Here is a 14,232-nt window from a genome sequence, read left to right on the forward strand (position 1 = left end):
GGCATCGCCCAGGCGTCGGGCCGGCGCACCGCCCGCGACGCGGCGGCGGCGAGCTGCCGGTCCGGGCGCAGCCCCGGGTGCGGATAGCCGCCGGTCAGCGGCACCACGCCCTCGGGCGGCGCGCTCAGCAGGGCGACGACGGCCGACTCGTCCACCACCCGGTCGCCCAGCGCGACGGTCTGCCAGGACAGGTCGGGCGCGGAGGCCGGCCGCTCGGTCCGGTGGGCGACGAACGCGCCGCTGCCCGGCCGGGTGACCACCACGCCCTCGGCGGCCAGCTTGCCCAGGGCCCGGGACACGGTCACGGGGCTCACGTTGTGCCGCCGCATGACCTCACGGCTGGAGGGCAGCCGGTCGCCGGGCCGCAGCCGGGCGGCCTCCTCGCGCAGCATCGCGGCGATCTGGGCGATACTGCTATCGTTGTCCATGAGAGAGCAGAATAGCGCTATCGTCCGGCCGCCGGTAGCGGTCCTCCCGGTCACCCGCAAGGGTGGCGGGACAGGGCTCGCCTTGCTCGGCGTGCTGGCCTTCTCCGGCTCCTTCCCGGCCACGGTGTTCGCGATGCGCGGCTTCGACCCGTGGCTCGTCGCCGTCGGCCGGGCCGTCGTCGCCGCCGTGATCGCGCTCGTCTGCCTGCGAGCCGCCCGGCTTCCGCTGATCCCGCCCCGGCGCCACTGGGGCGCGTACGCGCTGATCTCCCTCGGGGTCGTGTTCGGATTCCCCGTCTTCAGCGGCCTCGCCCTGGACCTCGGGGCGACCACCGCGCACTCGGCCGTCGTGATCGGCCTGCTCCCGGCCGCCACGGCCGCCTGCGCCGTGCTGCGCGCCGGCGAGCGTCCCCGGCCGCTGTTCTGGGCCGCCTGCGCCGCCGGCGCCGCCGCCATCACCGCGTTCACCTTCACCCGCCACGGCTCCGGCCTGGCTGGCGCGTGGGCCGACCTGCTGCTGGTCGGAGCCCTCCTGTCGGCCGCCGTCGGCTACACCGAGGGCGGGCGCCTCTCCCGCGAGACGCCCGGCTGGCAGGTCATCTCGTACGCGCTCGTCCTTTCCCTCCCGCTCACCGCGCCCCTGACCGCCGTGCTGGCCGTGACGACCCCGGTCCACCCGTCCGCCGAGGCGCTCGCCGGGTTCGCGTACGTGGGGGCGGTGTCGATGTTCCTCGGCTTCATCCCCTGGTACGCCGGCCTGGCCAGAGGCGGGATCGCCCGAGCCGGGCAGACGCAGCTCACGCAGCCGCTGCTCACGCTGGTGTGGGCGTGGTTCCTCCTGGGGGAACGGTTCGGCACGGCGACGGTGCTGGGGGCGGTGGCCGTTCTGGTGTGCGTGGCGGTGACGCAGCGCACCCGTACCCGATCGGACCTTCCAGAGGCTTGAAAGATGTGACGCCTCCGCACAGGATGATGGATGGAGGTGTCACATGGCGGACCTCACGATCCCGGAGGGCGGCTTCTGGCCTGCCCCGGAGATCCCGCAGCCGAACATTTACCCGATGGAGTGGCGGGTCGAGACCGCCAAGCTCGCGGCCATCTACGAGAAGTCCAAGCGCATGGTCTGGAACCCCGCCGACCTGCCCTGGGACGGCCTCGACCCGGCCGACTTCACCCGCGAGCAGCGGCTCGGCATCATGTACTGGTTCGCCGTGCTGGCGAACTTCGACGCCTCGGGCCCGGCGGTGTTCGCCCGGGCCACCATCCAGGCGTTCGAGAAACACGAAGAGGACCCGGTCAGGAAGTGCTTCTTCTCCATCACCCGTGACGAGATGAACCACGAGGAGTGCTGCCAGCGCACGATCGCCAAGCTCTGGCCCGGCGGCCCCCTCGACTGGACCCCGTCCGACGACCTCGAACGCGCGGCCCACAACAACATCGGCTGGCTGTACCACAACGGCGGCCGCTACTGGAACGGCTACAGCAGCGCCGTCGGCAAGTACAGCCTGCCCGTGCTGTTCACCAGCTTCATGATGGGCGAGATGGCCGCGTCCACCCTGTTCAGGGGGATGGCGTCGGAGACCAGGCATCCGGTGTTCGGCGAGATGTTCCACCGCATCGGCCGCGACGAGTCCCGGCACCTGCAGATCTGCATGACCATCCTGGAGAACGAGTGGCCGGGCCTCACCGATGACACGCGCACCCTCATCACGCGCCAGCTCCGGGCCGGGTTCGTGTTCCTGTCCATGATCCTCTGGGAGCCGCCCGAGGGCTTCTGGGACCTGCCCCCGTACTTCCTCGCCAACCACCGCGTCCTGATGGACCACGCCCGGGAGGCGGGACTCGGGGTGCTGTCGTACGAGCAGCAGGCGGAGAACTGGCGGGTGGCGATGGCCCGCGTCCGGGCCATCGTGGAACGGTGGGGCATCGACTTCCCGGCCATCCCGGAGCTCGACCTGGAGGGCGTGGAGGTCGACTTCATCGACCCGGAGGACATCATCCCGGTGTTCTGAGCAGCGGCCCCGTGATCATCGATGTGGTCACGGGGTCGTATCACGTGTTGGGTGACGTGGTCCGATGAGCACAGCCCTGTCGTGTCTACTTTCGGCGGCGGGTCACCAGCCGGACGACGATGACCACCACGGCGACGATCACCAGCAGCTGGATGAGTTCCGGGAGGCCTATGTTCAGCATCGTTTTCCTTATGTCGAGAGGTGACATGCAGGAAACGCCCGAGGCTCAGGCGGGGTTCCTCGGTGACACGTTGTCCAGCTGATGCGTATCGTCGGAGGCGGGCTCCGTGGTGGCCGTCCGCCATCCCAGCGTTTGACCAGGTTTCTCGCAGGAGACCGTATCCCTCGCGCCGAACTGGCCGCGGGAGGTGCATTTCGACATATCGAGGGAGTCTGGACACACCAGTGGCGCACGATCTTCGCCTGCGGAGGGGTGACGTGGCAGCAGGCAGGCGGAACGCCGTGGTGGGGAACACATCATCCCGGCGTTCTGACCGGTCTACGATCAACTCTCATGTGGGGACAGATTGACGGACTGCGCGTACTGGAGCTGGGCACGCCGGGCGAGATGCGCCGGCGCCTGACGGATCTCACCCTGGCCGGGGAGAAGACGGCCACGGCCGGTCTGCTGGAGCTCGACTACCACGCGGAGGACGAGCCGCTGGAGCAGGTCGGCGAGCGCCTGGCGCTCGTGGACGACACGGGCGCCAAGACTGCGGAGGTGGAGGTCGTGGACGTCCAGGTGGTGCCCTTCGGTGAGGTCACCTGGGAGTTCGCCCAGGCGGAGGGCGAGGGCTTCCGCTCGGTCGAGCACTGGCGCGAGGGCCACCGCCGCTACTGGGCCGGCGAGGGCTACGAGGTGGACGACTCGTCGAAGGTCGTCTGCGTCCACTACCGCGTCGCCGATTGATCCTCCCTAGGGGAGGGGCGGCCCGCCGCGGGCGGCGCTGTCTACAGTGGGTAGTCGCACCGGATGAACTCGAACCGCCTCAGACCTGCCGCCTGTCAGGGCCCTGACGTGCTCTCGGTGGAGTCATCCGGCCCGACCGGCCACGACTCCCTCGGGCAGACGTAGCTCCCCCGCTGTGGAACCGTGTAGATCCATCCCTGTTCGCGGAGGAGCGCCATCGCTCGCCGCACGGTTTCCCGCGCTACCCCGTACTGCTGTACCAAGGCCATCTCGCCGGGAATGGGACGTCTGGGGGCCAGTTCGCCGGCAGTGATGCGCTTGCTGATGTCGTGCGCTATCCGTCGGTATTGGTGCGTCCTTGGAGCGTCACAAGCCGGATCCTTCCGCGGCCCCACGAACGTACCTTGGCCCTGCACCGAGTGCACGAGACCTTCGGCGCGAAGAGCGCCTATCGCCCGCCGCGCGGTCGTCCGCGCCACGCCGAACTCCCGTTGGATCTCCGCTTCGCTGGGAACAGGCGAGCCGGGCCGGAGCTCGGTGAGGATCCGTGCGCGGAGAATGGCGCTGATCTGCAGGTAGAGGTGAGTGTCACCCCCAGGGTCGATCACGGTGCTCAGCGTACGAGGTTGCCGTGACCTTAGGGGACTACTTCGAGTGTTCGTCCGGCCACTCGTCGGGATTGCTGACGAATGTGCCCCGATAGGGGACGGTAAAGACCCAGCCCTGGTCCCTTAAATGAGCCACCACTTGGCGAGCGGTGACTTTGGCGATGCCGTACTCGCTCATCATCGCCTTCTCGCCGGGGATCGCGCGGTTCGGCGGGAAGTCGCCCTGCCGGATCCGCTCGGCGATCTCTTCCGCGATCTTCTGGTACAGCGGCACCTTCCGTGCCGCCCTCGGACTGCTCGGCGGTCCGACGAACGTGCCCTCACCCTGGATGGTGTACGCCATCCCCTGCTCGCGCAGTTCCCGGGCGACCCGCCTGGCGGTGGTGCGGGCGATCTCGTAGTCCCGTTCCAGCTTCGCCTCGCTGGGCACGGGGTCGCCGGCTTTCAGGTCACCGCGTTCGATCTGCTCGCGGATCAGGTCGGCGACCTGCTTGTAGATCGGTACGGGTCCGTCGCGATCGAGCACGTAGGGATCATAGACGAAATCGTACATCGAAGCACAAAGGGGACGTTCACCTGAACCTATAGATACGAGCTAGACCTAGTAATACGTCTGAGCTATAGTCCCATGCATGTCCTCGGATTTGGAGTTCTGCCGCGGCTGTCAGCTGGCGTGGCTCTCGGGGGCGATCATGGATATCGAGTGGGAACCGGAGGTGGATTGGGCTGAACGAGTGCGGGTGTGCGAGTACGCCTGTGCCTGCCGGCATGTGGTTTATGAACTGTGCCAGGCCGGCGGCCTCCGGTTCGTTCGGAAGATCAACAAGGTGGGACGACGGAGGATCATGCAGACATCTCCCCGAATGGTCGCGATAAAGGCGAATCTTCTGTGGCGCCAGATGCATACGGGGAAAATATGTTGATCTTTTCGCGAGTCTGATCTTCCTGGAGTCTCCTCGCGAGCGTGTAACTGCTCACTCACCACGTTCGCGAGGATCTCGTCTCTCCTGACCGTCCCGACTGCCGCGGGATGGTTGGAGTCGTTCCCTCGCAGGCCCCGGATCGCTCCCCTGGGGTCTGCGAGGGGACTACGGGTTTTTGTAGGGAGGGACGCGGTCCCGGTGCTTTCCGGGTGGCCCGGGACCGCGTCGCGGCGGGCGCCGGCCTGGAACCTCTGCCACGGCCGACCCGCGCGAAAAGGATGGCACGCGCTTTCGCGCCGACGCTGGCGTTCCGCGCTTTCAGCGGGATCATGGCTTTTCGGGTGGCCTGCGGGTTAAGGGGGTGGTGTGGCGGCTTCGAGGGCCGAGCCTTCGAACGACGGGACGCGTTTCCAAGCCGTGTCCGTGATGATGAGGTGGTCGAGGAAGCGGAGGCCCACGGTGGCCGCGGCGGCCGCCAGCCGAGCCGTGGCCGTGAGGTCGTCGTCGCTCGGGTCGAGTGAACCGCTCGGATGGTTGTGGGCCACGCCGAACGCGGCGCCGCCCGAGGTCAGGACCGTCGTGATGATCTCCCGTACCGGCACGGCCGTGTGGTCGGCGCCGCCCTCCGTGAGGATCATCCGGCGCAGGACAGCCCCTCGCGGGTCGCACACCACCACGACCAGCCGCTCGCGTGAGAGCCCCCGGAGCAGGGGAGCCGCGACCGCGGCCAGGTCGGACGTGCTCGCGACCCTCGGGCGTTCGGGATCGGCCTGCGCCCGGCGTACGAGGTGGAAGGCCGCCGCGACCCGCGCCGCCTTGGCCGGGCCCACGCCACGCACGGCCAGTAACCGATGCGGCTCGGAGCGGGCCAGCCCGTCGAGATCGCCGCAGTGCTCGATCACCTGGGAGGCCAGGTCCATCGCGCTCGTCCCGCGGAAGCCGGAGCCCAGCAGCACGGCCAGCAGCTCACGGTCGGCGAGCGCCGCGGGCCCGCTCGTCATGAGCCGTTCCCGGGGGCGCTCCCGCGTGGGCAGGTCTTTGACTCGCACAGGATGGTTGTATCAACGAGGACCGACAAGCTTGGGTGACGGCGAGCGATCGCTCGGTCACAGGCTTCCCGGGGCTCGGATGTTCTGGGACGGGGCGGAGTTCGTGCCGGCTCGCGAGCGGCGGGGCAGCGGTCCGTCGACGCCGTCCGGTGGGCGGTCTGCCCGCACAGGGGAGGAAGCGTTCCGGTGAACGGCCTGTGCAGGGCGCCCTTCGTGGGACGGGGTCAGCCGACGGGCATGCTGTACGTGACGCGGAACCGGTCGCCCGGGAGCACGATGTCGCTGGTCTCCATCGGGCGCTCGCCGGCCCAGTGGGTGCGTTCGACGTGCAGGATGTGCGTGCCCGCCGGCAGTTGCAGGGCGTCCGCCTCGGCCGGGCGCGGCACCCTGGTGTGCACGGTCTCCCGGATCTCGGTGATCCTGACGCCGTGGGCGGACATCCTGGCCACCACGCCGCGCCGCTCCTCGTCCAGGTGCGCGGCGAACTCCACGGGTTCGTACGAGGTCGCGAGCTGGAGCGGGCGCCCCTCCCCGCGGTAGAGGTAGCGCGTCCGGGTCAGTTTGGCCGACAGCGGCAGCCGCAGCCGTCTGGCGATCTCGGGGGTGGCCTCGGTGGAGTCGATCTGCCACTCCCACGTCACGCGGCGGCCCTGCGTCTGCAGGTCGGCGGCGAACGGGGTGGGGTGGTCCGGGAAACGCCACCGATGAAGGGGCATCAGGATCGGACGTTCCCTGACGTAATGGCCCGATCCCACGCGGCCGACGATGAGACCCTCCGTGACCAGCACGCGCAGCGCGTGGCGGGCCGCGGTCTCGCCGACCTGGTATTTCCGGGTGAGCTGCGCCCGTGAGGGGATGGGTGCGCCCGGTGGAAGGGTGCCGTCGTTGATCTGCCGCCGAATGTCCTCTACGACGCGCAGGTAGACCGGATCTGAGGTGGCCACTAGTTCATCCCTGGGGGTTCGGGTGAGGCGTTGCCCTATGTTGCCGTAGTCGGCAGGTAACCGACCGTCATCGACGACCCTTGGAGCCCCAACTTTGCGGCAGCGCAAAATTATCGGAGAAACCTTGTAACGCTGGTGTAAGGCGCGGCGATTCTCCGGTAGAGGTCGTCGATGTGTGTACCCCCGAGCACATATCGGCGGCCTCTTCCCATGGGGCGCCCCGACGTCTTCGCGCGGGGCCTGTTGACGGGCCTCGGCGCCGGCCGCCCTCGGAGCCGCTCGGCCGTCCGTACGAGCCGTGAATGCCCTGGGATGTCGCGAAAGTGGGGCCTGGATGGCCTGTGAGGTGGGCGAAGCGGGGTGGCGGCGTCCAAGCGTTTTGGGAATCCAGGTAGCGTTCGCACTATGGCAGCGCCAACTCGAACCACGGACGCACCCTTCGGCCGCATGCTGACCGCCATGGTCACGCCGTTCACCGCCGACGGCGCGGTCGACTATGCCGCCGTGCGGCGGCTCGCCGCCTACCTGGTGGACGAGCAGCGCAACGACGGCCTCATCGTGAGCGGGACGACCGGAGAGTCGCCCACCACCTCCGACGAGGAGAAGGAGCGCATCCTCAGCGCCGTCCTCGAAACGGTCGGGGACCGGGCGACCGTGGTGGCCGGGGTCGGCACGAACGACACCCATCACAGTGTCGAGCTGGCGAAGGCGGCGGCCCGTACCGGTGCGCACGGCCTGCTCGTGGTGACGCCGTACTACAACAAGCCCCCGCAGGAGGGGCTCTATCGTCATTTCGCCACCGTGGCCGATTCGACGGACCTGCCAGTGATGCTCTATGACATTCCTGGACGCAGTGGTGTGCCGATCCAGACCACGACCCTGATCCGGCTCGCGCAGCACGAACGCGTCGTGGCCGTGAAGGACGCCAAGGGCGACCTGTTCGCCGGCAGTCAGGTCATGACCGCGACCGATCTCGTCTACTACTCGGGCGACGACGTGCTCAACCTGCCGTGGCTGTCGGTCGGCGCGGCGGGTTTCGTCAGCGTCGTGGGGCACGTGGTCGGGGCGCACCTGGCCCGCATGATCGAGCTGTACCGCAACGGCGACGTCGCCGGGGCGCTCGCCGTGCACCGTCAGGTGGCGCCCGTGGTCGAGGGGATCATGATGAGCGCCGGTGGCGCGATCATGGCCAAGGCCGCGCTGGGCATGGTGGGCATGCCCGCCGGCCCCGTACGGCTGCCGTTGGTCGCCGAGACGGAGAAGCAGAACGCTGAGCTGCGCGCCTGCCTGGTGGCGGGTGGAGTGAAGTTGACAGACGCCTGAGAACGGGGAGGAACCGGGAGTTTTGAGAACACGAGTTAACAAGGGGGCACGGGTATGAGTCATCCCCATCCGGAGCTCGGCCCCCCACCGGCGCTGGCCGAGGGCGGCCTGCGCATCGTGGCGCTGGGCGGGCTGGGTGAGATCGGCAGGAACATGGCCGTCTTCGAGTACGAAGGCCGCCTGCTGATCGTCGACTGCGGGGTGCTCTTCCCCGAGCCGGACCAGCCGGGCGTCGACCTGATCCTGCCCGACTTCGAGTACATCAGGGACCGGCTCGACGACGTCGAGGCCGTGGTGCTGACCCACGCCCACGAGGACCACATCGGGGCGGTTCCCTACCTTCTGCGCGAGCGGCGCAACATCCCGCTCATCGGGTCGAAGCTGACCCTGGCCCTGATCGAGGCCAAGCTCACCGAGCACCGCATCCAGCCGACCAAGCTTCAGGTGGTCGAAGGGGAGCGGCACGCGTTCGGGCCGTTCGAGTGCGAGTTCTTCGCGGTCAACCACTCGATTCCCGACGCGCTGGCCGTCGCCATCCGCACGCCCGCGGGCATCGTCCTGCACACCGGCGACTTCCGGATGGACCAGCTGCCGAGCGACGGCCGGCTCACCGACCTGGGCGGGTTCGCCCGGCTCGGGGCCGAGGGCGTCGACCTGCTGATGTCCGACTCGACCAACGCCGAGGTGCCGGGGTTCGTCACCAGCGAGCGGGAGATCGGGCCGGTCATCGACGAGGTCATCCGCACCTCCGAGCAGCGGGTCATCGTCGCCAGCTTCGCCTCGCACGTCCACCGCATCCAGCAGGTCATGGACGCCGCCGCCCGGCACGGCCGCAAGGTGGCGCTCGTCGGCCGCTCGATGGTGCGCAACATGGGGGTGGCGCGCGACCTCGGCTACCTCAAGGTGCCGCAGGGGTTGATCGTCGACTCGCGCGACATCGAGGCCTGGCCGCCGGAGGACGTGGTGCTGGTCTGCACCGGGTCCCAGGGCGAGCCCATGGCCGCGCTGTCGCGGATGGCCAACCGCGATCACCCCATCCGCATAGCGGAGGGCGACACGGTGCTGCTGGCCTCGTCGCTGGTGCCCGGGAACGAGACCGCGGTCAACAAGGTGATCAACGGGCTGACCCGCTGGGGCGCCCGCGTCGTGCACAAGGGCAACGCCAAGGTGCACGTCTCCGGGCACGCCGCCGCCGGCGAGCTGCTGTACGTGCTCAACCTGACGCGTCCGTCCAACTTCATGCCCGTTCATGGAGAGTGGCGGCACCTTCGGGCCCACGCGCGGCTCGCGGAGCTCACCGGCGTGCCGGAGGATCACATCGTGATCGCCGAGGACGGCGTCGTGGTGGACCTGGTCGACGGCCGCGCCAAGATCGTCGGCGCCGTTCACGCCGGTTACGTGTACGTGGACGGCTCCTCGGTCGGTGAGATCACCGACACCTCGCTGAAGGATCGCAGGATCCTCGGCGACGAGGGGTTCATCTCGGTGGTGATCGTGGTCGACTCGGCCACCGGGAAGCTCACCGCCGGGCCGGAGATCCACGCCCGGGGCTCGGGTATCGACCCGGCGCAGTTCGACGAGTTCATCCCGCAGATCGAGAAGGCCCTGGAGGCCAAGGCCGCCGACGGGGTGGTCGACATGCAGGAGATCAGGCGCGTGGTCAGGCGCACGGTCGGCCGTTGGGTGAGCGACACCTATCGCCGCCGTCCGATGATCATCCCTGTGGTGCTGGAGGTCTGACACCCGCTCGCCCGTCCGGTGACGGTCGCCCGCCCTCCAGGGGGCGGGCCACCGGTCACCGGGCGTGCCGGCCCGGGAAAGTCGTTTGCCCGGGCCGGAGCGGCGTGGATAGCGTCGTCCGCCATGACGCCGACTCTGCACACGAAACGCCTGCTCCTGGAGCCGTACGTGCCCGAGGACGAGGAGAGCTTCGTCGCCCTGTTCCAGGACGAGAGCGTGTCGCGGTGGATGGGGGACGGTCCCGCCCCTGAGGCGGAGGACCGGGCGCTGTTCGGGCGGGTCTTCACCAAGGTCTACGCCGAGAACCGGTTCGACGTCTGGGCCGTCCGGCGGGACGGGGCGTACGTCGGTCATGCCGAGATCAAGCCCACCGAGACCGTCGGCGGGCACGAGATCATCTACGCCCTCGCGCCGGCGGCCTGGGGCTCCGGCCTGGGGACCGAACTGGCTGAGGCGATCGTCGCGTACGGCTTCGAGACCCTCGAACTGACGGAGGTCTACGCCACCGTGGCCGCCGAGAACCTGGTTTCCCTCGCCGTGCTGCGAAAGATCGGTTTCCGGCACGTCCGGGACATCGAAGAGGACGACGGCAGCACGACCCGCGTCCTGGTCCGTACCCCCCTAGGGTGGATGTTCCTCCACTCATGAGGCTGATCGCTGTGTGAGTGTCCATGGTGTGGGCCCGCCGGTGGATGGTTGTCTTACCGGCATGGAAACCACGACCGCCGAAGGGCGGACCATCGTTCCGGCCCGCACAGGGCGAGCGGTGCGGGTGGCCGCAGGGCAGCGGATCAGCGTGAGCGATCTCGACGGCGGCCAGGTCGGCGACCTGTTCGCGTTCCGCGCCGACGACCCGAGCGAGCACCTCAGCGCCGGGCACACGCGCGCGGCCACCAGCCGGCTCTTCCCGGCGGTGGGGCAGGACTTCGTCACCGACCGCCGCCGGCCGATCCTCACGCTGGTCTCCGACACCTCGCCCGGCCGGCACGACATGCTGATCCCGGCATGCGACCCCGCGCGCTACGCCGGGCTGGGGGCGGACCCGGGTCACCCCTCCTGCGCCGAGAACCTCCGCGCGAGCCTCGCCGCGCTGGGCCTCACCGCGCTCGCCACGCCGCAGCCGGTCAACGTCTTCATGCGCATCCCCGTGGAGGGGGACGAACTGCGCTGGCTGCCCGCGTCCAGTCGCCCGGGCGACGCGATCACCTTCCGGGCGGTCGTGGACTGCGTGGTCGTGCTCTCCGCCTGCCCCCAGGACCTGGTGGGCATCAACGGCGGCCATCCGACCCGCCTCGCGATCGACCTCACCTGAGAACGGAGAATGACATGACCATCGAACACCCCGCGTTCCTGCCCGTACGGCTCGGCGGCCTCGACCTGGCCAACCGGTTCGCGGTCGCCCCGATGTCCAGGGTCTCGGCCGCTCCCGACGGCACGCCCACCGCCGAGATGGCCGACTACTATGCGGCGTACGCCGAGGGCGGCTTCGGCCTGGTCATCACCGAGGGCACCTACACCGACACCCTCCACAGCCAGGGCTACCTCAACCAGCCCGGCATCGCGTCGGACGTCCACGCCGCGGCCTGGCGCGACATCACCGAGCGCGTGCACGCCGCCGGGTCGCGTGTGGTGCTGCAGCTCATGCACGCCGGCGCGCTGTCCCAGGGCAACCGCCACCGCGACGACACGGTGGGCCCGTCGGAGGTGCAGCCGCTGGGCGAGAAGATGGCCGAGTACGGCGGGCACGGGCCGTGGCCGACGCCCAGGGCGATGACCCAGGACGACATCGACGTCGCGGTGCGAGGCTTCGCCGACTCCGCCGTACGAGCCCGCGACGCCGGATTCGACGGCGTCGAGGTCCATGGGGCCAACGGCTACCTGCTGGACCAGTTCCTCACCACGTACACCAACACCCGTGACGACTCCTACGGCGGTCCGGTCGCCAACCGGGTGCGGCTGGCCGCGGAGGTGGTCGCCGCGATCCGGGCCGAGGTCGGCCCGGAGTTCTGTGTGGGGATACGGCTGTCGCAGACCAAGGTCAACGACTTCGTCTACCGCTGGCCCGGCGGCGCGTACGACGCCCGGGTCATCTTCACGGCGCTCGCCGACGCCGGGGCGACGTACCTGCACATCGCCAGCGAGGGACGCGACTGGATCGACACGGCGCGGCTGGACGGCGAGACGACCATCACGGGGCTCGCCCGCCTGGCGACGGGCCTGCCCGTCATCGCGAACGGCGGCATGCACGAGCTGTCGCAGGCCGCACAGGTGCTGCGGGACGGTCACGCCGACCTGGTGTCCATCGCCCGGGGCGCGCTGGCGAACCCTGACCTGCCGCGGCGCGTGGCCGGCGGTCGGCCGCTGGAGGCGTTCGACCACATGATGCTGCAGCCCATGGCGACACTGGCCAACGCCGGCCAATGGCGGCAGGCCACGGCGGGCGTCGCCGTCTGAGCCCGGATCGACGCCCATGGTCGCATGGCTTGTGTAGATCGTCCTAGCCTGCGGGGGGCATGAATACGGTGAAGCGGTTGCCGGCGGCGATGGTGCTCTTGGTCTGCGGCTGCTCCACCGCCGAGCGGTCCCCTGTGCGGCAGGAGCTGGAGCCCACGGGGTCACCGACCGCCGGCCCCGCCTCGAACCCGCCGGCGACGTACGGGAAGCTCGAGAAGCTGAAGACCGGTCCCGAGCTCAGAACGTTCCCGGCCATACCGGCGAGACCGAAGGCATGTGCGCAGCCCGGGTTGAAATCCGACCAGATGCGGCCCGTGCCGGTGCGGCGATCGGGCTGGAGGTTGCTCGACGTGGACCAGAAGGTCAACCAGATCGGGTACTTCGACGTCGCCGGCGACGGTGCCGTGTGGGCTCGGACGGTCCGGCTGGCACCCCACTCCCTCGAGCAGGAGATCGACATCCGCCGATGACACAAGGGAAAGTGGAGCACCTTCAAGCGGCATCCGATCGGCCCCGGCTTCGTGGACGACATCCTCGCGTTGGCCGCCGATTCGGCGCAGCGGGTCTGGGCCTTCGGCACGACGGCTCCTCCGGGAGAGGACGACGTGGTGAGGCGGATGTTCATCAGTACCTTGCAGCACGGGCGGTGGGACGACGTCGTCGTCGCCGACGAAGACACCCTGGAGCTTGACTGGTCCACGGTCGGAGCGCGGAGCGGGTGGGCGACGGTGGACGGCCTCGTGCTGCGCTGGAACGGCCGAGCCTGGGTACGGCAGCCGGGCAAACCATCGTTCGGCCAGGGCGACGACATGTGGGCGCTTTCCGGCGACCGAACGGTCCTGCGCTGGGAGGGCACCGGGTGGCGGAAGCCGAAGCTGCCTGCTCTGGGCACGCGCGCGCTCGGCAGCAGGCCGCAGTCGTGGCTGAGCGACCTCGTCCCGTACGGCCGCGACGACACCTGGGCGGTGGGCAACGTCGGGTGGGACATGGACAACGAGAACTACGAGGATGACGCCATCAGGGCCAGGCCGGTGGCGATCCACTGGAACGGCTCGTCGTGGGCGTGCACCTGGGGGCCGATGCACCGCACCTTCAGAGCGGCGGCGCCGGACGGGCTGTGGGTGATCGCCGAGAGCTCTGGCATCTGTCCGGCGGCCGATGGACCAAAGAGTTCCTCCCCACTCCCGCCGGACATGTCTTCTCCGTGGAAGGCCTGGTCAAGCGTCCAGGAGCGGACGAGGTCCACGCCACCGGCTACGTCACTCCAACTGAGGACGACCTCATTGACGGCTCACTCTCCGGAGAACAGCGAGGAGCCCTCTGGCGCACGCAGCAGGCGGGCGTCCTGGTCCATGGCCGTGGCCGGTGGCAGTCGCGTTCGCTCAGCCACGTCGGGCGCCTCCATGGCTCGGTGGCGAGCCGCCTGAGCAGCACGCCTCACCCAGCCTCAACGACGAAAGGGGCCGCAGCTCTCGAACCGCCCGCTGAGAAGCGGCTCATTCCATGGCGTCGATGGTCAGGGCGAGGAACAGGTCCACGAGGTCCTCGACGCGTCCGACGTCCCGGCCGGTCAGCTCGGTGACGCGGGCCAACCGGTTGCGCAGGGTGTTGGCGTGGACGTGGAGGGCGGCCGCCGTGGCCGCCCACTGCCCGTCATGGTCGAGGAACGCCCGCAGCGTCGGCTCCAGGTCGCTGCGGCGCTGCGCGTCGTGCGCGCGGAGCGGGGCGAGCAGGTCGTGCGCGAAGGCGCTCAGCGTGGCCTGATCCACCAGGCCGAGCAGCAGCCGGTGCGTGCCCAGCTCGCGGAAACCGCGCACGGCCGGGCCGCCGGGCGTGCGGCG

The 14,232-nt window shown here is 69.6% G+C and carries 16 protein-coding genes; 9 read left to right on the forward strand and 7 right to left on the reverse strand.

All coding sequences use genetic code 11. The features are described 5' to 3' along the window. Positions 1-428, reverse strand: a 428-nt coding sequence (locus tag AB0H81_RS39100) for a winged helix-turn-helix domain-containing protein (protein WP_358385637.1), incomplete at its 3' end; no start/stop codon positions are given. Here AB0H81_RS39100 and AB0H81_RS39105 point away from each other — a divergent pair. The 3 genes from AB0H81_RS39105 (at position 427) to AB0H81_RS39115 (ending at position 3,350) form a co-directional block, all read left to right on the forward strand. After that, positions 427-1,374 carry a DMT family transporter gene (locus tag AB0H81_RS39105; RefSeq protein WP_358385639.1) on the forward strand — a complete coding sequence of 316 codons (948 nt, stop codon included), beginning with the start codon at positions 427-429 and terminating at the stop codon, positions 1,372-1,374. The two genes, AB0H81_RS39100 and AB0H81_RS39105, sit on opposite strands and share 2 nt — an antisense overlap. Positions 1,375-1,417: 43 nt before the next feature. Then, positions 1,418-2,440 (forward strand): hypothetical protein, encoded by a 1,023-nt coding sequence (locus AB0H81_RS39110; RefSeq protein ID WP_358385642.1) that lies wholly within the window; start codon positions 1,418-1,420, stop codon positions 2,438-2,440. A gap of 514 nt (positions 2,441-2,954) precedes the next feature. After that, complete coding sequence (locus AB0H81_RS39115; RefSeq protein WP_358385644.1) at positions 2,955-3,350, forward strand: ASCH domain-containing protein; 396 nt, start codon at positions 2,955-2,957, stop codon at positions 3,348-3,350. Positions 3,351-3,445: 95 nt separating this feature from the next. On the opposite strand, the gene AB0H81_RS39120 is transcribed toward AB0H81_RS39115, so the two are convergent. The 4 genes from AB0H81_RS39120 to AB0H81_RS39135 form a co-directional block, all read right to left on the reverse strand. Continuing rightward, the gene (locus tag AB0H81_RS39120) at positions 3,446-3,958 is read right to left on the reverse strand and encodes a winged helix-turn-helix domain-containing protein (protein ID WP_358385646.1); all 513 of its coding nucleotides are present in this window, start codon (positions 3,956-3,958) and stop codon (positions 3,446-3,448) included. 37 nt (positions 3,959-3,995) lie between these two features. Then, on the reverse strand, positions 3,996-4,511 hold the full coding sequence (locus AB0H81_RS39125) for a winged helix-turn-helix domain-containing protein (protein ID WP_358385649.1): 516 nt from the start codon (positions 4,509-4,511) through the stop codon (positions 3,996-3,998). A gap of 723 nt (positions 4,512-5,234) precedes the next feature. Continuing rightward, positions 5,235-5,930 carry a DNA repair protein RadC gene (gene radC, locus AB0H81_RS39130; RefSeq protein ID WP_358385652.1) on the reverse strand — a complete coding sequence of 232 codons (696 nt, stop codon included), beginning with the start codon at positions 5,928-5,930 and terminating at the stop codon, positions 5,235-5,237. Between the two features lie 224 nt (positions 5,931-6,154). Continuing rightward, positions 6,155-6,874, reverse strand: a complete 720-nt coding sequence (locus tag AB0H81_RS39135) for a GntR family transcriptional regulator (RefSeq protein WP_358385655.1) — start codon at positions 6,872-6,874, stop codon at positions 6,155-6,157. Positions 6,875-7,279: 405 nt separating this feature from the next. Between AB0H81_RS39135 and dapA the strand changes: the two genes are divergently transcribed. The 5 genes from dapA to AB0H81_RS39160 all read left to right on the forward strand — a co-directional run bounded on the left by dapA (position 7,280) and on the right by AB0H81_RS39160 (position 12,391). Next, positions 7,280-8,197, forward strand: coding sequence for a 4-hydroxy-tetrahydrodipicolinate synthase (gene dapA / locus AB0H81_RS39140; protein ID WP_358385658.1), 918 nt, complete (start codon positions 7,280-7,282; stop codon positions 8,195-8,197). Between the two features lie 54 nt (positions 8,198-8,251). Then, entirely contained in the window at positions 8,252-9,937 is a 1,686-nt protein-coding gene (locus AB0H81_RS39145; protein ID WP_358385661.1) for a ribonuclease J, read from the forward strand. Positions 9,938-10,060: 123 nt separating this feature from the next. Beyond that, complete coding sequence (locus AB0H81_RS39150) at positions 10,061-10,585, forward strand: GNAT family N-acetyltransferase (RefSeq protein ID WP_358385663.1); 525 nt, start codon at positions 10,061-10,063, stop codon at positions 10,583-10,585. A 61-nt stretch (positions 10,586-10,646) separates the two neighbouring features. Beyond that, on the forward strand, positions 10,647-11,249 hold the full coding sequence (locus AB0H81_RS39155) for an urea carboxylase-associated family protein (protein ID WP_358385666.1): 603 nt from the start codon (positions 10,647-10,649) through the stop codon (positions 11,247-11,249). Positions 11,250-11,263: 14 nt separating this feature from the next. Then, a complete protein-coding gene (locus tag AB0H81_RS39160; RefSeq protein WP_358385669.1) occupies positions 11,264-12,391 on the forward strand; it encodes an NADH:flavin oxidoreductase in 1,128 nt (375 codons plus the stop codon). 43 nt (positions 12,392-12,434) lie between these two features. Here AB0H81_RS39160 and AB0H81_RS39165 read toward each other — a convergent pair whose 3' ends face one another. Next, positions 12,435-12,758 carry a hypothetical protein gene (locus AB0H81_RS39165; protein WP_358385671.1) on the reverse strand — a complete coding sequence of 108 codons (324 nt, stop codon included), beginning with the start codon at positions 12,756-12,758 and terminating at the stop codon, positions 12,435-12,437. Between the two features lie 154 nt (positions 12,759-12,912). On the opposite strand from AB0H81_RS39165, the gene AB0H81_RS39170 reads away from it, so the two are divergent. Then, a complete protein-coding gene (locus tag AB0H81_RS39170; RefSeq protein ID WP_358385674.1) occupies positions 12,913-13,818 on the forward strand; it encodes a hypothetical protein in 906 nt (301 codons plus the stop codon). A gap of 69 nt (positions 13,819-13,887) precedes the next feature. On the opposite strand, the gene AB0H81_RS39175 is transcribed toward AB0H81_RS39170, so the two are convergent. Then, a partial coding sequence (locus tag AB0H81_RS39175) for a helix-turn-helix domain-containing protein (RefSeq protein ID WP_358385677.1) occupies positions 13,888-14,232 on the reverse strand: 345 nt, incomplete at its 5' end.

This window comes from Nonomuraea sp. NPDC050691, from assembly GCF_040654455.1.
GTDB lineage: Bacteria > Actinomycetota > Actinomycetes > Streptosporangiales > Streptosporangiaceae > Nonomuraea.